Raw genomic sequence first — 19,694 nt, forward strand, 5'->3', positions numbered from 1 at the left:
TATCCTTAAACCCCCTTGCATGCAAAATGCATCGGGGTTTTTTGCGTTTTATAAATAAGGGGATAATGCTTTACTTGCAATATCGTTACTCCCGTTCCTGTGTAACGCAGTAGCTTTCTTCTCGGAATTTAATTAATTAACCCGGAACGCTTACCTTCCCTAAATAACATAATTACCATTAGCTCATAACCATAGTGAACACAAAGTATGTAGATTTGTATTATATTAATCATCTATGAGCACTACCGAAAAGATTTTTACCCATATAAATCCACAAACCAATTACCCGGCCATGGTCGATGTGAGTGACAAGCAGGTAACCAAGCGTATTGCTCGTGCCCAAAGTATTGTGGTATTAGGAGATGAGATCATGCGGCATTTGCAAGGGAATGAGATTCAAACTAAAAAGGGACCTGTATTCCAAACCGCTATAATTGCGGGCACTATGGCGGCTAAAAAAACAGCAGATCTGATACCGCTTTGTCATCCGTTGGCTTTAGAAAACTGTAAAATAGAGATCAGTATTAATGAGCAGCAGGAGGTATTCATTGAATGCACTGCCACCATTACCTCCAAAACAGGTGTAGAAATGGAGGCGTTGACAGGAGCCAGCGTAGCCGCCTTAACTATTTATGATATGTGTAAAGCTTTTTCTCACCGTATTGTGATAAAGGAAACCAAGCTAATTGAAAAAAAAGGAGGCAACAGCGACTATCATGAATAAGCATCAAAAGCACGCTAAACTCGTACGCCCTATATTGGGGAAGTTTCACCGTAGCGAACTGGCTATTTTAGGAACTACTTGTAGCAATATTCGTGATTTGAGCAATCATGTTATACAGGAGTTGTATGCCAAGTACCAAATTGCTTATGTTGATGCTGACCATAAAGCCCCGCAGGTTGATGAAGATTCGGCTTTAACAAAAGGTGCTACAATGGAATTTACGGACAAGATCACTTACCGAAGTTTGAATTGTAAACAAACGTTAAATCAGTTCCAATTTCACAGCACATTTAACAATCATGACCTGGTGCTGGTTAATGGCAATCACTTTACAGCTGAAAGCCAGATTGTGGTAATAGATTCGGTAAAACCTTTGGATCAGAAGCTGGAAAAGCTGACCAATATACAACTCATTTTGCTTGCTGACGAGATAGATACAATTCCCCGTTACATTACTCAGCATTTACCTATTGGTTCGGCAGTGCCTGTTTTAAAGTTGGGCGATATCTTATCGATTGCCAAGTTCATAGACAAATACTTAACTTTACGCCTGCCCCAACTCAACGGACTGGTATTAGCAGGCGGACAAAGCCAGCGCATGCAAACCGATAAAGGTAGCCTGGAATATTTTGGCAAAAGTCAGCGCCTGCATGTACACCAATTATTAAGGGGTTATTGTAAAGATGTGTACATTTCTTACGCTAATGCGCAAGCCGTTAACCAAGATGAGCAACTACCGGTGGTGTTAGATACTTTTACGGGTTTAGGTCCGTTCGGTGGCATACTTTCTGCTTTTCAAACTAATCCTAACACCGCTTGGTTTACTTTAGCTTGCGACTTGCCTTACCTATCGGCCGAAACTTTGGCATTTTTAGTGGAGCATCGTAATCCATCCAAATTGGCTACTTGTTTTATGGATAATGAAAATAGGTTTCCCGAACCCCTCATTACCGTTTGGGAACCGAAGGCATACCCGGTAATGCTGCAATTTTTAAGTCAGGGCTATTCGTGTCCGCGCAAAGTGCTCATTAATTCGGATGTGGAACTGCTGCAGGCACCTGTTGTAAAAGATCTGCAAAACGTAAATTACCCCGAAGAGCAGCAAGCCGCTATGGCTCATTTGCATAAATCCATCAGCTAAAAATCTGCTTTATTGGCTTGTATTTAATAAACTATTACTCGCAGTCTCATGAAAAAAATCTTATTCGTATTTTTGACCTTATTCATAGCTTTTACATTTAATGTTTATGCGCAAGGTGTTACCATTACAGGCGATGACATTATACCAATTACACTAACCAAAGCTATGTTTGCCAATATGAAGCAAGTAGTGGTTATGGCCAAAGCACACGATGAAAAAGTGCATCGTTACAGCGGCGTACCGCTGACAGACATTTTAGCCAAAGCAGGTGTTATGATGGGAGATTCGGCTAAGAAGAAAACCATCATGACCTATATTGTGGTAACCGCGGCCGATAATTATAAAGCTATTTATACCCTTCCAGAAATTGATCTGCTATTTGCTAATCGTACCATTATATTGGCCGACAGGACCGATAAAAAACCATTGCCATCTGAAAGTGGCCCTTTTCAAATTATAGTACCCGGCGAAAAAAAGCATGCCCGATGGATGCGCCAGGTAACCAGCATACACGTAGTGAGAGTTAAATAGCGGGTAGTGTTGGATATGAAAAAGGGATTGGTTTTAATTTACCTGATACTTGCTTTACCTACAACGGGTGTGGCTCAAAAATTGCGGATAGCCGTGGCGGCCAACGCCCAATTTGTAGCCGAGGTGTTGGCGAAAGAATTTAAACAGCAAACAGGTGTTGAAGCCGAACTCATTGTAAGTTCATCGGGTAAATTGACTGCACAAATTGAACAGGGAGCACCATTCGATGTTTTTCTTTCGGCCGATATGAAATATCCGCAGGCACTTTACAATAAGCAGCTTACTGCGGCTAAGCCTGAAATTTACGCTTATGGTACGCTGGTAATGTGGAGTAAAAAAGAGATAAGCTTATTAAAAGGATTAAATGCTTTAACCGATCCAGCTATACAAAAAATCGCCATTGCAAATGCTGTATTAGCCCCTTATGGCGAAGCCGCCGAACAGGCTATAGAGCGTAGCGGCCTCTTAGCCAAACTAAAACCAAAATTGGTTTACGGAGAAAGTATTGCACAAGTCGATCAATATTTGTTAACCGGTGTTGTTGATGTAGCTTTCACAGCCAAATCTACAGTGCTGAACCCTGCGCAAAAATACAAAGGCAACTGGAAAGAAGTAGACAATAAGTTATACAAGCCTATAGCCCAAGGTGTTGTGGTGTTAAAAACATCAATAGGCGAAAACCTGAAACAAGCAAAAAAGTTCTATAATTTTTTATTTGACGTAAAGGCTAAGCAAATATTTAAAAAATATGGTTACAAATTACAATAAGAAAAGATGATGCTCTTTAGATCTTTTTGTACATTTTCGAGGCTATAAAATTCCTATAAAAAAACTTCTCTCCAATTATATAATACCCGTACTTCCTAAATATTAAATTCGTATCAGGGAGTTTCGTTACTTCTATCGCATTAAATAGCCCAAAAAATGCATACATCATTTTAAGCATAACTTTTTGCCATAGTTTCCCGGTCAGCTGAAAATCTGTGTTTAACCATAAGCCTGTTAATTTTAACCGGGCATGAATATGCGGAAACACAGCAGCCAAATATTTATCCGAAAAATTATCTAATAAAAATGCTGTGATCACCACATCAAATTGCTGTACGAAAGTAACCTTTTCGATGTTATCGGTAATATAGTTAACCTCATTTTGCCCGGTATCTCTTTTGCGGGATAAGGCCATCATATTGGTTGAAGTTTCAATATAGGTGATATGCAGCCCAATTGGATGAATTTTGGTAATACTTTCTAATATCTCGCCTGTACCGCCACCTATAATGATTATATGCGAGCCGGCTTTAATACTGTTTAAGAAAAAATTCTGTGCTTTAACCTGCGCCTGGCCAAATATAATTTTAGATAAGCGTTCGTAAAACCAGGCTACATTGTTGTAGTTAGCAGTCATTTAAAAAAGCTCAAATATTACCAAAGCCAAATATTGTAAAATAAGTACTCCATCAAGATAAAAGAAATAGTAATATTCGTTACGTTTCCACGCTGATTTAAAAATGAGCCAGCCAGTGAGAATAGACACTAACGTTAATGCATAAAAATCACTGGTAAGCTTGTAATTACGCAACAACAAGAGTAATAAAATATGCCCAGCCAGTAAAAATTGGCAAAAAAGGTAAGCCTTTTGTTCGCCAAAAGCTACAGGTATGGTTTTTAAACCCGCTATGCGGTCATTAAAAAGATCGCGGATATCAAATGGTACGGTAAGCGCAGCGATGAACAGGAAGCGTTTAGCTAATATAATCCATGTGGTAGAGGCGGGTATATTCATGTGCAGTGTGTCCTGCATTTCCATTATGGGTAGCAGAACGCAGCTCAGCGTCCACACCACGGTAATTAAAATGGCCTTTAAACCCGGTATATTACGCAAACCTGATTTGCCGCCTTTACTGCTAAACAAGGGCAACCCGTACCCGAAAGATAGTACTGCCAAACCAATCAATAGTATTTTGGAGGAATTAGCCAGCATAAAAAAAAGCGGTATTAAAGCCAGTAGGCAAGTAATGGTAATAGTAACCATTAAGCGATGATGCTTAAAGAACCAACGCACCCGCCTGTATGGCGAAGTTTGCGGCCGCTTAGGGCGTATAATAAGGATACAAAAGTTGTATAGCCCCAGTGTGGAAGCAAATAAAAGAGCAAGCACCACGTAAACCGGCTCAGCGCCAATAATATGAAAAGTAACTAAACCCTGCGCAACAGCACATAAAGCTATAAATACATTGCTGAATAGCAAAGCATCAAATGCGGCTTGCAGGTACTTTTTCATTATATGTGATAATATGATAGCACGAAGTTATTGTTTGTAAATACGTTTGTTGCTTTTATGCCAGAATAGCGTGTTAGGTTTACACGCTTTATTTCGCTTTTATTACGTTTAGGAAAATACTATTATAGACCGATGCTTCATTTTTTAATTAAAGCATCTCAAACCTATACCCAGCGTCACTCCATACTTTAAGAGCCCTTGGCAGTACATACTCTAAGCGGTTAAATGCCTTTACGCTATCATGAAAAACAACTATGGTACCATTACCAACGTGTTTAAGTACACCTTTGAGGCAATCGGCAGGTTTCAGGCCCATGTCCCAGTCGCCACTCAATACATCCCACATAATGATTTGCAGGTTGGGGTTTAATACTAAAAGCTTTTTAATTTGCGACCTTTTGGCCCTGCCATACGGCGGCCGAAAAAGCAGGGTACGGAGTAGTGCATCGGCTTGTGTAAAATTATCAATATAAGTTTGGTCGTCAGTGTTCCAGCCGCGTAGGTGGTTAAAAGTATGATTTCCTATAGCATGACCGTCAGCCTGTATTTGCTTAAAAACATCAGGATGCTTTTGTACATTATCGCCGATGCAAAAAAATGTAGCCTTGGCATTATACGTTCTCAATGTTTCGAGCACAAAAGGTGTAATTATCGGGATAGGCCCATCATCAAAAGTAAGGTAAATAACCGGCTCATGACGGTTACGGTTCCAAACCAGTTGCGGATACAGCTTTTTAAGTAGCCAGGGTGTTTTAACCAGGTACATATACAAATTAAGTTATTTTATGTGGGGTTATTGGTTTATGGAAAACGCATTAAACCCTAATTTCAACTGAATATAAAATGATAGTAATATGTCGCCAAACAGCAAAATTTAAAAAGCTTCACCCAAACTCAAGTAAAAACCCTGCTGGCGTTTTTCTCCTGCTGGTTTTTCGCCAATGCCGTAGTCTACCCGCATAGTAAGTCCTTTTTCGGTATCGAAGAAATAACGCAGACCGCCACCGTAGTTAGGTTTAAGTTGATTAAAGCTAAAGCTGTTTTTAAACACGCTGCCGGTACCCACAAAACCTGCCAGGCCAATGCGGTCGCTCAGGCGATAACGGAGTTCGGTTTGGCCGGCCAGCATATTTTTGTCGCGGTAACGGCCGTTGTAGTAACCCCGCATAATTTCATCGTTACCTAATTCGGGCAATAAATAAAACGGGGTTTGTTTCCCTAATAAACTTTGCTCCTGTACATTTAAACCTAATAAAAAGCGTTTGCTAAGCGCGAAAAACTGGGCATATTCCACATTCAGGAAACTGCCTTTATAATTATTGTCGGAAAATAACCCGTGCATTACATTGAGATAAGCATTTAAATGCATTCCCTTGGTGGTATAAGTATTATTATTACGATTATCGAAGGTTACATTGGGGCCGGCATAAAATCCTGCACCGCCGTCACGGTCTTGCGGGGTAAGGTTGGCTTCAAAGCTTTTGCCGGTATTATCAATACGGTACTTATAATCGTATCCACCCAATACATAACCTACATACACATACTGCCCTAATCGTTTTTCGCCACTAAAGTTGATTTTAAAACGTTTTTCGCTGATGCGTTGCTCATCTACTTTTTGCGTAGCATTGCCAATGCCGTAAAAGTTAAAAGGGAAATTGATGTAGCTAATTAAAGCTGTATAATGATACCTGTTTTGCGGAAACCAGTAACTACTGCTCAGGCTAACGCGCTGCTGCCCTTCGGTAGTAAAAGTGGCATAGGCAAATACATTAGATACACGGGTAACACGGCTGCTATCGGTATAAAAAGAATACAGGGTTGATGCGCCTAATTCTAAACCGGTTTCGGGAGCCGAACTTAAAACAGGCAACAGGAAGAAACTCGAGCCGCGGCTGCTATCCTTTTCAAACAGCATTTTACGCACAAACTTGGGTATAAATTTAGGCTGCGCTTGAATTATTATAATGTTTGCAGCAAACAGGCATAACAGAACTATATATTTTTTCATGAATGTTAGGCGAACGTGATATAAGCGCAAAGGTAAGTTTATTGTTTGAATAGGGGAGAGGTTGATGGTTGATGTGATTATTTGCCCTGGTTTAGTACCATGCAATACTATGGTTGTTGTAGCTGATATCTTTAGTGCTATTCCTAATTCTTCGAACAACTTTATAAACTAAATCCCTACTTTTGCGGCTGATTTAAAAAGGATTAAGATGAGCACTACAAGAGGACCCATATCTCAATTTATTGAGAAAAACTATTTGCACTTTAACGCAGCTGCCTTAATGGATGCGGCTAAAGGATATGAAACTCACTTATTAGAGGGTGGTAAAATGATGGTCACTTTAGCTGGTGCCATGAGTACGGCTGAATTGGGTATTTCGCTGGCCGAAATGATTCGTCAGGATAAAATTGCGATCATCAGCTGTACAGGCGCCAACCTGGAAGAGGATATAATGAACCTGGTAGCGCACTCTCACTACAAACGCGTACCCAACTACCGCGATTTGAGTCCGCAGGATGAGTGGGATTTGTTAGAAAACCATTATAACCGTGTAACCGATACCTGTATTCCTGAAGAGGAAGCTTTCCGTCGACTGCAAAAACATATTCACCAGGTTTGGAAGGATGCTGAAGATGCTGGTGAGCGTTACTTTCCGCATGAATACATGTACAAAATGTTATTGAGCGGCGATTTGGAGCAATACTATGAAATTGACCCTAAGAACTCCTGGATGCTGGCTGCTGCCGAAAAAAATCTGCCTATTGTTGTACCCGGTTGGGAAGATAGTACCATGGGAAACATTTTTGCATCCTACATAATTAAAGGCCAGTTAAAAGCCAGTACCATGAAGAGCGGTATTGAGTATATGACCTGGCTGGCAGATTGGTATGTAAAGAACTCTGATGGTAAGGGAATAGGATTTTTCCAGATAGGTGGTGGTATTGCCGGCGATTTCCCTATATGTGTAGTGCCAATGTTGTATCAGGATATGGAGATGGAAAATATCCCGTTCTGGAGCTATTTCTGCCAGATCAGTGATTCAACCACATCCTACGGCTCATACTCGGGCGCCGTGCCCAACGAAAAGATAACCTGGGGTAAACTGGATATTCACACCCCTAAATTTATTGTGGAAAGCGATGCGACCATAGTGGTGCCTTTGATATTCGCCTGGATATTAAAACAATAACAGTTTAATACATTCTTGTTAGCGTAAGCAGTACATCAAATAAAAGCTTCTTTAAACAATAAGAAGCTTTTTTTATTTTGCAAGATAATTTGAAAATTAAAATACATAACCAATGGCATCTGGTAAGAAAAATTAATGTAGTGCCAAAAAAATGAACGTTTGCCCTTCAATAGGCTATTTATTTAATTAGTTTAGACTGATTATAAATTAGAAACATGTGTCAGTAATTTGTCAGCCATAGCCTATAAAATTTTACTTTTGTGAACTGCAAATAGCGGGATATCTATGTTATTTCAGTTGAAAGAGTTTCACAAACAAAAAAATTATTCAGCATAAATACGCTTTATGAGAAATATCTCATTACTTTTTAAAAACTTTTCAAGATCGGTATTGCTTTTGGCGGGTTTAACTGCTTTGAGCTTTACCGTCCGTGCACAGGCTGACCTGGCCAAGGGTGAGGCTTTGTATAAAGCTAAATGTACTGCGTGTCATAAATTAGATGTACGCATGACAGGTCCGGCTTTGGGACCAACCATGACCTCTGAAACTGACGACAAGTGGTTAACCAAATGGATCCAGAACAACCAGGCCTTAATAGCCGCTAAAGATCCAAAGGCGCTAAAGATTTACAACGAATACAACCAGGCGGGCATGAACGTGTTCACCGAGTTAAGCGATGGCGATGTTGCTAACATCATTGGTTATGTTCGCGAAGAGTATAAAAAAATGCAGGCTGCTCCGGCTGCTGGTGCTGTTGGCGGTAATATTGCTGCGGTTGATAGCACACCAAACAATACCATGATCTTTGGTTTAATTGGTGTGATCATCATCGCTTTCATCATTATCCTGGTGTTAAATCGGGTTATTGGTACACTGGAGCGTGTGATACTGAAACGTAAAAGCATGTTACCCGAAGAGCAAGCCGAATTTGCTGCTCCTGAAACTGCTCCGGTTGATCGTTTGGCTACCATAAAAAAATTAGCTAAAAACAAAAAGTTAGTATTTTTCTTTGTGTTGGCCGGAACCATCGCTTTCGCGAGCTGGGGCTGGGTAGGCATGTGGAACACTAATGTTCACCAAGGATATCAGCCGGTACAGCCAATTAAATACTCTCACGAGTTGCATGCCGGTGTAATGAAGATCAATTGCCAGTATTGCCACGGCGGTGCTTACAAGAGTAAAAACGCTACTATACCATCGCTAAACGTGTGTATGAATTGCCACAAGGTTGTTAAAACCGAGTCGCCCGAAATTCATAAAATTTATGATGCATTGGGTTACGACCCGGGTACGCAAAAATATGATACTACCAAGTCTCGTCCTATTCAGTGGGTTCGGGTGCATAACCTGCCCGATCTGGCTTACTTCAACCACTCGCAGCACGTAAAAGTTGCCGGTATAGAGTGCCAGCAATGTCACGGTCCTATACAAACCATGAAAGAGGTTTACCAATACTCACCGCTTACCATGAAATGGTGTATCCAATGTCACAAACGTACCGAAACCGGTTTCAAAGGCAATGCATACTACGATAATATGATACAGGTACACGACCGCTTAAAACGTGGTGAGAAAGTTACCGCGGCTGCATTAGGTGGCTTGGAGTGCGGTAAGTGTCACTATTAACAATTAAGAAACTTAGCAATTTACAGTTTATATAGCTTAAATGGAAAGCAATAAAAAATACTGGAAAGGTTTAGAAGAGCTGAACAAAACGCCAGAGTTTGTTGAATTAAACAAGCATGAGTTTGCTGAGCCTATTCCTATTGAGGAAGTGCTGAGCGGCAACGGGCTTGCTGGTACTACGCCACGCCGTAACTTCTTAAAAACGGTTGGTTTTGGTATAGGTGCGGTTTCACTGGCTGCATGTTCAAAAGTTCCGGTTCATAAATCAATTCCTTACTTAATTAAACCCGAAGAGGTAACTCCAGGTATAGCTAACTTCTACGTATCAAGCTACGACGGACAAGCTATATTGGTTAAAACCCGCGAAGGACGCCCAATTAAAATTGAAGGTAATCCCAACGATTTATTTGGTAAAGGTGGTGTAAGTGCGCAAGTACAAGCTTCGGTGTTAGATTTGTATGATACAAGTCGCCTCAAAGGGCCTATGCAAGATGGTGGAGACACCGCATGGAGCGCACTTGACAGCTTTGTGAAAAATGAGCTGGTTGCTATTAAAGCAAGCGGCAAAAAAATATGTTTGGTTACGTCAACAATCAATAGCCCATCTACTTTAGGCGCAATTGATGCGTTTGTTGCCCAGTACCCTGCTACCAAACACATTACTTACGATGCCGTATCTTATACCGGCATTATTCAGGCTAATCAAAATAGCTTTGGAAAGGCAGTATTGCCTCATTACCGTATAGATCGTGCCGATCTGGTGGTAAGTTTCGGAGCCGATTTTCTGGGTTCATGGATCTCTGCCGCCGAGTTTACGCGTCAGTTCGCTTCACGTCGTAACGAAAAGGCTATCAAAAGCGGTAAAATGCTGCGCCTTATTCAGTTTGAGAGTGGTTTGAGTTTAACAGGTAGTAACGCTGATGTGCGCATACCCGTTAAAGTATCGCAAGAAGGACTGGCACTCGTTAATCTTTATAACGTTATATCGGGAAATACTTTGCCGGGTTCTAAGAAGCTTGGTAACAACGTAGCCGATAACGCCATTATTTTAGCCGGTAAAGAACTGGTTGCTGCCAAAGGCCGTGCCCTGGTAGTTAGCGGAAGTAATGATGTAGCTACACAAGTATTGGTAAATGCCATTAACTCATTATTAGGCAGTTATGGCACCACTATCGACCTTGATAATCCATCATACCAGTACAAAGGTAACGATGCTGATATTATAGCCCTGGTTGAAGAAGTGAAACGCGGCGAAGTTGGCGCTGTAATGTTTTTAGGTAGTAACCCGGTTTATAATTATTACCAGAGCAGCGCATTTGAAGATGCACTTAAAAAGGTACGTCTGAGAGTATCGTTCAGTGGTTATAATGACGAAACCGCTGCTAACTGTAATATTGTGGCTCCCAATCATCACTACCTCGAATCATGGGGTGATGAAAACGCGGTTGAAGGTTACTATACTATTGTGCAGCCAACCATTAACCCGGTATATGATACCCGCCAAGCCGAACAAAGCTTATTAATATGGGCAGATAATGCCGTTAAAGATTACTATACTTTTGTACGTAATACCTGGAATACCAATATTTTAGCTAAAGGTGGTTTAACCGGCCAAAATGGTTGGGAAACCGTATTGCAAACTGGTTTTATTGAGGTTGCTGAAAAACCGGTATCGCCTGTAGTTTTTAACCGTGACCTTAACGGTGTTGCACAAACCATATTGGGTTATGGTAACAAAATTACTGCCACTGAAGGTAAGTTAGAATTACAGGTTTATGAAAACAACACTATAGGTAACGGTAAGTATGCCAACAATCCTTGGTTACAGGAATTACCCGAGCCGGTATCAAAAGTTACTTGGGATAATTTTGCAGCCATAGCACCTAAAACAGCCGAAGAAATGAAGCTGGAAGAAGGCGACCTGATCAAAATTACAGCCAATGGTTACAGTACCGAACTTCCTGTATTATTACAGCCAGGACAGGCACAAGGCACCTTGTCTGTTGCATTGGGTTATGGCCGTAGTAAAGCCGGTAAAGTAGGCGACGCGGTTGGTAAAAATGCATATCCTTTCCTGGTACTCACCAATGGTACTTTCCAGGGGAACGCAGTTGCAGGTATAGAGAAGTTAGGCGGCGATAAAATAGAATTTGCTCAAACACAAACCCACCACTCTTATGAAGGTCGTGACGTAGTGCGTGAAACAACTTTACAGGAGTACCTGAAAAAGCCTGAGCATGAGGGTCACGAGAAAAAAGAGACCTACGACTTGTGGGCTGAATATGATCGTCCGCAGTACAACTGGGTAATGGCGGTAGACTTAAACGCCTGTACTGGTTGCGGAGCCTGTGTGGTAGCCTGTAACGCTGAAAATAATATACCCGTTGTAGGTCGCGATGAGGTTCGCCGTCGTCGTGAAATGCACTGGATCCGTATTGACCGTTACTACAGTTTCGACGAGAAAGGAAAAACTGTTACCGAAGAGAAAGAAATCAGCAAGCTGGAAGATTTAGATCACGTATCGGTTACTTTTCAGCCGATGCTTTGCCAGCACTGCGATCACGCGCCTTGCGAAACCGTGTGCCCGGTATTAGCTACCACACACTCCAGCGAAGGTTTAAACCAAATGACCTATAACCGTTGTGTAGGTACCCGTTATTGTGCTAACAACTGTCCTTATAAAGTACGTCGTTTCAACTGGTTTAACTACTGGAACGATTCACGTTTTGAGAACTATATTCAAAATGAGCACACCGAGCTGGTATTAAACCCAGATGTTACCACCCGTTTCCGTGGTGTAATGGAAAAATGCTCTATGTGCGCTCAACGTATTCAGGCTGGTAAGCTGAATGCCAAATTGGAAAAACGTCCGCTGGCCGATGGTGATATCAAAGTAGCTTGTCAGCAAACATGCCCGGCAAACGCAATTATTTTTGGTAACGCCAACGATCCTAAATCGGAAGTATCATTAGCTTTAAAAAGCGAAAGAACTTATTACGTATTAGAGGAGTTGAACGTAAAACCAGGTATTGGCTATCAAGCCAAGGTTAGAAACAGATTACCAACAGAGGCTTAAACATTATTACACGAGATAGATATTTATATACTATGGCATCTCACAGTGAATCAATAATCAGGGAACCGTTAATTACGGGCAAGGACATTACCTATGCCCAAATTACAAACGAGGTTTTATTCCCTGTAGAAAATAAACCCAACATGGCCTGGTGGATCGGCTTTTCGCTGGCCTCATTAGGCGCAGCTCTTTGGCTGTTCTCTATTAGCTATACCTTTTGGTATGGCGTTGGTGCATGGGGGTTAAACAAAACAGTAGGCTGGGCCTGGGATATTACCGGTTTCGTATGGTGGGTGGGTATCGGTCACGCCGGAACTTTGATCTCGGCAGTATTGTTAATCTTCCGTCAAAACTGGCGTAATTCCATTAACCGTTCGGCAGAGGCGATGACCATTTTCGCGGTTATTTGCGCCGCCACTTACATCTTTGGTCACATGGGCCGTCCGTGGTTAGCTTACTGGACCTTACCATTACCAAACCAATATGGCTCGTTATGGGTAAACTGGAACTCAGCACTGATGATGGACGTGTTCGCGATCTCAACTTATTTCTCTGTATCTTTAATATTCTGGTACACCGGTTTATTACCCGATATAGCAAGTATCCGCGACCGTGCTACAGGCTTACGCCGCCGTATTTACTCTGTATTATCTTTCGGCTGGACAGGGTCGGTAAAAACTTGGCAACGTTTTGAAACCGTGTCATTAATTCTGGCTGGTATTTCAACACCACTGGTACTTTCGGTACACACTATAGTATCCTTTGACTTTGCAACTTCACTGGAACCAGGATGGCATACAACCATCTTCCCCCCATACTTCGTTGCGGGTGCTATCTTCTCGGGTTTTGCCATGGTACAAACCCTGTTGCTTATTGCCCGTAAGGTATTAGGTCTGGAAAACTATATCACCATGTTCCACATCGAATCTATGAATAAAATCATATTGTTAACGGGTTCTATTGTGGGTGTGGCTTATATTACCGAATTCTTTATTGCCTGGTATTCGGGTGTGGAGTATGAACAATACGCGTTCATTAATCGTTCAACTGGGCCATACTGGTGGGCTTACTGGAGCATGATGACCTGTAATGTAATTACACCTCAGCTGTTTTGGTTTAAGAAGATCCGTATCAATATCCCACTGTCATGGATACTATCCATTATTGTAAACATCGGTATGTGGTTCGAGCGTTTTGTAATCATTGTAACATCTCTACACCGCGATTATATTCCTTCGAGCTGGGTGATGTTCTATCCAACCTGGACCGACGTGGGGATTTTTATAGGATCGATAGGTTTGTTCTTTACCATGTTCCTCTTATTCATCCGCGTTTTACCATCTGTTGCAATGGCAGAGGTTAAATTGTTGCTGAAATCATCGAGTGAGCAGGCTAAAAAGAAACTGATAGACGACGGCCATTTAGATCCTACGCACGTTGACGATTATACAACAGCATTAGAGAAATACGATAGTGTTGATTTAAATCAATACCAAAAAGCATAACCATGAGCAGCACTAAATTTATATTAGGATGTTTCGATGACCCGGATGATATGATGCACGGTATCGAAAACTTACAAAAGAACAGTATTCCTATTTACGATGTGTACACACCTATGCCTATACACGGTATTGAAGCTAAATTAGGTGTAAAAGAATCACGCTTGGGTTACGCTTCATTTTGGTTTGGTTGCTTGGGTGGTACCATTATATTTAGTATATTATATTACACTCTGGTACATGACTGGCCTATGAATGTTGGTGGTAAACCAAATTTTGCCATGCCCAACTTTGTACCATTTACCTTCGAGTGGACTATCCTGTTCGCTGCGTTTGGTATGGTGTTTACGTTTTATGCAGCTACGAATTTGTTTCCGGGGCGTGCACCGCGTGTAATGGACCTGCGTGCAACCGACGACCGCTTTGTTATTGCGGTAGATGCCAAAGGAAATGTACCACACGATGATATAACCCGCTTATTGCAGGAAGCCGGTGCTGTAGAAGTTAAGCACAATGAAAGAAAGTATGTTAGCTATGAATAAAATTAAAATATTCGGTGCAACCATGATCGCTATTGCTGCTACGGTGGTGGTATCTTCATGTAACGATAAAACCAGCACCGGTTACCAATATTCGCCCAATATGTATGAGCATATTGCGTACGATCCTGACCAAAAGAACCCTAATTTTAAAGACGGTAAAACTGCACAGTTGCCACCGGCAGGTACTATACCTTTAGGTTTCACCCGTTTTGATTACCCTAACACCCGTGCCGGGTATGACCAGGCTGCTGTTGAGGTAAAGAACATGCTTGCCGCAACCGAGGCTAACTATGCCGAAGGTAAAAAGCTATATGAGTCTTATTGTTCGCCATGTCATGGTAAAACAGGTGAAGGCAACGGAGAAGTTGTAGCTCATGGTTACCCAGCACCGCCATCCTATTCAAAAGGTCAGTCGTCACGTGGTGGTGCCATGAAAGATCTGACTGACGGTAAAATATATCATACCCTTACTTATGGTGTAAATGCCATGGGCTCATATGCATCACAGCTTGCGCCCGAGGAGCGCTGGAAAGTAATTATGTATGTTCACCATTTACAAACCTTATAATATTATAGCTTAATGAGCACTCATCAACATAGTTTTAACGAACGATTTGAATTTGCCGGTAAAGCCAAAACTTATAGCCTTATTGCTATTGTGTTAGGTGTGCTTGGCATTTTATACGGGTTTTTAATTGACCATAGTGAATTACATGCCGTACGCACATTTTCAAACCTGCTGCTAATGAGCTATTATTTTGTAGGTATATGTGTGGCTGCCGTATTTTTTATGGCTTACCAATATATGGCGCAGGCAGGCTGGTCGGCCGGTTTATTACGCGTTCCTCATGCTTTTGTAAAGGTATTATGGATAGCCGTAATTATTTTATTAGTAGTGGTAGGAGCAGGCTTATTTTTAACCCACCCCGAAATGCACGAAGGCCATAAAGTTGATGCCCCTTACCTGTATGCGCACTGGGCAACAGAGGGTTTAACTAATCCGGGGAGTGAAATTTATGATGCTATTATTGCTGGTAAATCTGCGTTTTTAAATAAACCCTTCTTTTATGGTACATTGGTTATATTTTTAGGCTTGTACACCATATTTGGTAACATGCTGGTAAAATATTCTAACAATGAAGATAGTGTTGGCGGTATGGTTAATTACAATAAAAGCTTCAAGATCTCAGCTATATTCCTGGTAATATTTGGTTTTACTTTTCCTATATACGCATTTGGTACAGTGATGTCTTTAGAGGCACACTGGTTTTCTACCATGTTTGGGTGGTATAACCTGGCTGCTGTACACGTAAGTGGTTTAGCTGTTATAGCATTAGTGCTCATTTTACTAAAGGAGAATGGTTACTTTTCATGGGTTAACGAAAATCACTTACATGACCTGGGTAAACTGATGTTTGGTTTCTCAATTTTCTGGACTTATGTATGGTTCGCACAATTCTTCCTGACCTGGTATGCCAACATACCCGAGGAAAGTGTTTACTTCTACAAGCGTTGGGAGCCTGAATATAAATGGTGGTTTTGGTTAAATATTGTGTTAAATTTTTTACTGCCATTGTTATTGCTGATGAAAAACGATAATAAGCGCTCTATGAACCGTATGAAACTGGCCGCTATTGTAATCATCATAGGTCATTGGTTAGATTACTACCTGATGATTATGCCGGGCACAATGGAGACACACCGGGAGTTCGGGATTACAGAGCTGCTTACATTTATTGGTTTTGCCGGTTTATTTACTTTCCTGATGTTAAGTGCATTAAGTAAGTTTGAATCATTGGTACCCAAAAAGCACCCTTTCCTAGACGAAAGCCTACATCATCACATTTAATATACTGCTAATATTGTAACTCATTAAAGAATATCAAATCACTGATACAAATGGCATTCAAGCATATAATAAAATATAAAAAGTTTTTCTCGCTGATAGCGATGCTTTTATTGCTGGGAACAAACCTGGTAATGGCGCAAACTACCAGCTCAAACGCAACTGTCACCGATGGCGGAGATACCTCAGCACAGTCGGAAGGAATGTGGAGCACTGTTGGTTACTATACACTATTGTTTTTAATACTATGTGTAGTAATAGCAATTTTAGGTAAGATATTTAAGGTTTATGACCTAACCCTACAAATGCAAGGTAAAAAAGGTTTAAACTGGAACAATGTTATGGCTATTGGCTTTATTGCTTTCCTTGCAGTAGGTTTAATAGGCGTTTATTACTCTTTCACTGTTCAAGGTGGCATGGTAATGGGCGATGCGGCATCAGTTCATGGAAAAACGCTGGATGGTATGTTCTGGACTACGTTTCTTATCACCTTTGTTGTTTTCTTGCTTACCCAGGTATTGTTGTTCGGGTTTGCTTTTAAATACAAGGGATCGGACAAACGCAAGGCTTACTATTATCCACATAATAATACCATCGAAAAAATATGGACGGTTGCCCCGGCTATAGTTTTAACGGTATTGGTAGTGTTCGGATTTTTAACCTGGCGTAAAATAACTAACACAGTAGATGCTAAAGGTGAGCCTGCTTCGTTAAATGTAGACATAACTGGCCACCAGTTTGCCTGGGAACTTCGTTATCCTGGTAAAGATGGTAAGTTAGGTTTGAAGAACTACAAATTAGTAAATGGTACCAATAAGTTAGGTGTAAGTTATCAGGACAAAAATAGTTTTGATGATTTACAGGCAGATACCCTGGTAATACCGGTAAATAAATCAGTTAGGTTAAACATTATAGCACAGGATGTGATACATAGCGTGTATATGCCAAACTTTCGTGTTCAGATCAATGCTGTACCTGGTTTGCCAACCTATTTTAAATTTACTCCAACAAAAACTACTGCCGAAATGCGTGCAGAGTTAGATCGCACAGATTTTAACTATCGCTTATATTGCAATAAAATATGTGGAGGAAGCCATTACAATATGCAAAAACTTGTGTTGGTAGTTACACAGGCTGAGTATCAAAATTGGTTAGAACAGCAGAAACCTTACTTAACCGACCAAATTAAGAAAGAGTTAAAACTTGCAGACAACCCGCTTTACAAACAAAGCGTATTAAAAAACAGATTAGCGTCAAATAATTAATAAGATAGCGATTATGTCAACATTAACAGTTCAAGATCATGCGACAGTAGTTCACCATGATCACGACCATGGACATCACCATAAGGAATCATTTCTGACTAAATATATTTTTAGCCAGGATCACAAAATGATTGCACGCCAGTTTTTAATAACTGGTATTATCATGGCTGTTATTGCCATGTTGTTGTCCATTCTATTCCGTATACAATTAGCATATCCCGAAAAGGCATTTCCTTTGCTGGAAACCCTATTAGGGCGCTTTGCACCAGGCGGACGGTTAGATACTAATTTTTACCTCTCCCTGGTTACAATACACGGTACCATAATGGTATTCTTTGTATTAACAGCTGGGTTAAGCGGTACATTCAGTAACCTATTAATACCTTACCAACTTGGTGCCCGTGATATGGCCTCACCATTTATGAACATGTTATCGTACTGGCTGTTTTTTATTGCCAGTGTGATTATGATGGCTTCTTTTTTTACAGAAAAAGGCCCAGCAGGGCCGGGATGGACTATTTATCCGCCATTATCGGCCTTGCCAAAAGCAATGCCTGGTTCTGGTGCAGGTATGAATTACTGGTTAGTAAGTATGGTATTGTTCGTAGCATCACAATTAATGGGTGGTATAAACTATGTAAGTACCATTTTAAACATGCGTACTAAAGGTATGGACCTTTGGAAAATGCCTTTAACCATCTGGGCTTTCTTTTTAACCGCTATATTAGGTGTTTTAGCATTCCCCGTATTAGTTGCAGGTGTGGTGTTATTAATATTCGACCGTAGTTTTGGCACCAGTTTTTACCTTTCAGAAATTGTTGTTCAAGGTCAGCAAATGCCTTTTGAAGGTGGTAGCCCGATCTTGTTCCAGCATTTGTTCTGGTTTTTGGGTCACCCTGAAGTATATATTGTTATTATGCCGGCTTTAGGTATTTCATCTGAAGTAATTGCTACCAATGCACGTAAGCCTATATTTGGCTATCACGCCATGGTTTATTCTCTAATTGGTATTACGGTATTATCATTTATTGTATGGGGGCACCACATGTTTGTTACAGGTATGAATCCATTTTTGGGCGGTGTGTTTATGATTACTACTTTAATTATAGCAGTGCCTTCAGCAGTAAAAACCTTCAACTACTTAGCTACACTATGGCGCGGTAATATTCGTTTTACACCGGCCATGTTGTTTGCCATTGGTTTAGTATCATTCTTTATCTCCGGCGGTTTAACCGGCATATTTTTAGGTAACGCCGCTTTAGATATTAACCTTCACGATACTTATTTTGTGGTTGCCCACTTCCACCTGGTAATGGGTTCGGCTGCTATATTTGGTATGCTGGCAGGTGTTTATCACTGGTTCCCTAAAATGTTTGGTCGTATGATGGACGAAAAACTGGGTTACCTGCACTTTTGGTTAACATTTATAGGCGCTTACCTGGTGTTTTTCCCTATGCACTTTATGGGGCTCGATGGAGTACCACGCCGCTACTATTCATTCACTGAAATAGAATCGTTGAAACAATGGGTGTCTGTAAATACCTTTATTACATGGGCGGCTATCATGTCTGCTTTGGCACAGGTAGCTTTCCTTTTCAATTTCTTTTACTCGATATTTTTTGGTAAAAAAGCGCCTCAAAATCCGTGGAATTCTACTACTTTAGAGTGGACTACCCCAGTTGAACATATTCACGGTAATTGGCCAGGGGAAATACCAACTGTTTACCGTTGGCCGTACGATTACAGTAAGCCTGGACATGATGAAGATTTTATTCCTCAAACCACGCCTTTCTCTCAAACAATGAGTTCTAATTTGCCGCATGATTTTGAAGATAATCCGGTTAATTTAGAAAGTCATAAAGATTGGGTTAATGCCCAAAAGTCAAATGAGCAAGAAGTAAAGTAACAACTTTACCGATCTGATGATTTAGGGTATCTGTACCGGAAAGTATTTCCTAAA

Annotated in this window: 17 protein-coding genes; 13 read left to right on the forward strand and 4 right to left on the reverse strand. The window is 40.9% G+C overall.

The window, feature by feature from the left end:
• Positions 1-235 precede the first annotated feature (235 nt).
• Genes moaC through modA form a run of 4 tightly spaced genes read left to right on the forward strand, consistent with a single transcriptional unit; the run spans position 236 to position 3,164 of the window.
• Positions 236-724 carry a cyclic pyranopterin monophosphate synthase MoaC gene (gene moaC / locus ACFQ3S_RS17490; protein ID WP_377166863.1) on the forward strand — a complete coding sequence of 163 codons (489 nt, stop codon included), beginning with the start codon at positions 236-238 and terminating at the stop codon, positions 722-724.
• On the forward strand, positions 717-1,865 hold the full coding sequence (locus tag ACFQ3S_RS17495; protein WP_377166865.1) for an NTP transferase domain-containing protein: 1,149 nt from the start codon (positions 717-719) through the stop codon (positions 1,863-1,865). Before moaC ends, ACFQ3S_RS17495 begins: the two co-directional genes overlap by 8 nt.
• A 48-nt stretch (positions 1,866-1,913) precedes the next feature.
• Positions 1,914-2,396 (forward strand): molybdopterin-dependent oxidoreductase, encoded by a 483-nt coding sequence (locus tag ACFQ3S_RS17500; RefSeq protein WP_377166867.1) that lies wholly within the window; start codon positions 1,914-1,916, stop codon positions 2,394-2,396.
• 15 nt (positions 2,397-2,411) lie between these two features.
• The gene (modA, locus tag ACFQ3S_RS17505; RefSeq protein ID WP_377166869.1) at positions 2,412-3,164 is read left to right on the forward strand and encodes a molybdate ABC transporter substrate-binding protein; all 753 of its coding nucleotides are present in this window, start codon (positions 2,412-2,414) and stop codon (positions 3,162-3,164) included.
• Between the two features lie 16 nt (positions 3,165-3,180).
• Here the strand turns inward: modA and ACFQ3S_RS17510 are convergent, their stop codons facing one another.
• From ACFQ3S_RS17510 to ACFQ3S_RS17525, 4 genes are all read right to left on the reverse strand, one after another.
• Positions 3,181-3,801 (reverse strand): class I SAM-dependent methyltransferase, encoded by a 621-nt coding sequence (locus ACFQ3S_RS17510; protein ID WP_377166871.1) that lies wholly within the window; start codon positions 3,799-3,801, stop codon positions 3,181-3,183.
• The gene (locus tag ACFQ3S_RS17515; protein ID WP_377166873.1) at positions 3,802-4,677 is read right to left on the reverse strand and encodes a hypothetical protein; all 876 of its coding nucleotides are present in this window, start codon (positions 4,675-4,677) and stop codon (positions 3,802-3,804) included.
• A gap of 148 nt (positions 4,678-4,825) precedes the next feature.
• Complete coding sequence (locus ACFQ3S_RS17520) at positions 4,826-5,443, reverse strand: polysaccharide deacetylase family protein (RefSeq protein WP_377166875.1); 618 nt, start codon at positions 5,441-5,443, stop codon at positions 4,826-4,828.
• Between the two features lie 108 nt (positions 5,444-5,551).
• Positions 5,552-6,688, reverse strand: a complete 1,137-nt coding sequence (locus tag ACFQ3S_RS17525; protein WP_377166877.1) for a polymerase — start codon at positions 6,686-6,688, stop codon at positions 5,552-5,554.
• Positions 6,689-6,896: 208 nt separating this feature from the next.
• On the opposite strand from ACFQ3S_RS17525, the gene ACFQ3S_RS17530 reads away from it, so the two are divergent.
• The 9 genes from ACFQ3S_RS17530 to ACFQ3S_RS17570 all read left to right on the forward strand — a co-directional run bounded on the left by ACFQ3S_RS17530 (position 6,897) and on the right by ACFQ3S_RS17570 (position 19,640).
• The gene (locus ACFQ3S_RS17530) at positions 6,897-7,877 is read left to right on the forward strand and encodes a deoxyhypusine synthase family protein (RefSeq protein WP_377166879.1); all 981 of its coding nucleotides are present in this window, start codon (positions 6,897-6,899) and stop codon (positions 7,875-7,877) included.
• A gap of 345 nt (positions 7,878-8,222) precedes the next feature.
• Positions 8,223-9,503 carry a cytochrome c3 family protein gene (locus ACFQ3S_RS17535; RefSeq protein WP_377166881.1) on the forward strand — a complete coding sequence of 427 codons (1,281 nt, stop codon included), beginning with the start codon at positions 8,223-8,225 and terminating at the stop codon, positions 9,501-9,503.
• A gap of 40 nt (positions 9,504-9,543) precedes the next feature.
• On the forward strand, positions 9,544-12,579 hold the full coding sequence (locus ACFQ3S_RS17540; RefSeq protein ID WP_377166883.1) for a TAT-variant-translocated molybdopterin oxidoreductase: 3,036 nt from the start codon (positions 9,544-9,546) through the stop codon (positions 12,577-12,579).
• A gap of 32 nt (positions 12,580-12,611) precedes the next feature.
• The gene (gene nrfD, locus ACFQ3S_RS17545; protein ID WP_377166885.1) at positions 12,612-14,084 is read left to right on the forward strand and encodes an NrfD/PsrC family molybdoenzyme membrane anchor subunit; all 1,473 of its coding nucleotides are present in this window, start codon (positions 12,612-12,614) and stop codon (positions 14,082-14,084) included.
• Between the two features lie 2 nt (positions 14,085-14,086).
• Positions 14,087-14,623 carry a DUF3341 domain-containing protein gene (locus ACFQ3S_RS17550; protein ID WP_377166887.1) on the forward strand — a complete coding sequence of 179 codons (537 nt, stop codon included), beginning with the start codon at positions 14,087-14,089 and terminating at the stop codon, positions 14,621-14,623.
• Positions 14,616-15,191: a c-type cytochrome gene (locus ACFQ3S_RS17555; RefSeq protein WP_377166889.1), complete on the forward strand. Its 576-nt coding sequence runs from the start codon at positions 14,616-14,618 to the stop codon at positions 15,189-15,191. The genes ACFQ3S_RS17550 and ACFQ3S_RS17555 overlap by 8 nt, the downstream gene beginning before the upstream one ends.
• A gap of 12 nt (positions 15,192-15,203) precedes the next feature.
• On the forward strand, positions 15,204-16,472 hold the full coding sequence (locus ACFQ3S_RS17560) for a quinol:cytochrome C oxidoreductase (protein WP_377166891.1): 1,269 nt from the start codon (positions 15,204-15,206) through the stop codon (positions 16,470-16,472).
• Between the two features lie 50 nt (positions 16,473-16,522).
• Positions 16,523-17,734 (forward strand): cytochrome c oxidase subunit II transmembrane domain-containing protein, encoded by a 1,212-nt coding sequence (locus ACFQ3S_RS17565; RefSeq protein ID WP_377166893.1) that lies wholly within the window; start codon positions 16,523-16,525, stop codon positions 17,732-17,734.
• Between the two features lie 13 nt (positions 17,735-17,747).
• On the forward strand, positions 17,748-19,640 hold the full coding sequence (locus ACFQ3S_RS17570) for a cytochrome c oxidase subunit I (RefSeq protein WP_377166895.1): 1,893 nt from the start codon (positions 17,748-17,750) through the stop codon (positions 19,638-19,640).
• Positions 19,641-19,694: the final 54 nt, after the last annotated feature.

This window comes from Mucilaginibacter terrae (assembly GCF_042679325.1).
In the GTDB taxonomy this organism is placed as follows: Bacteria; Bacteroidota; Bacteroidia; order Sphingobacteriales; family Sphingobacteriaceae; genus Mucilaginibacter; species Mucilaginibacter terrae.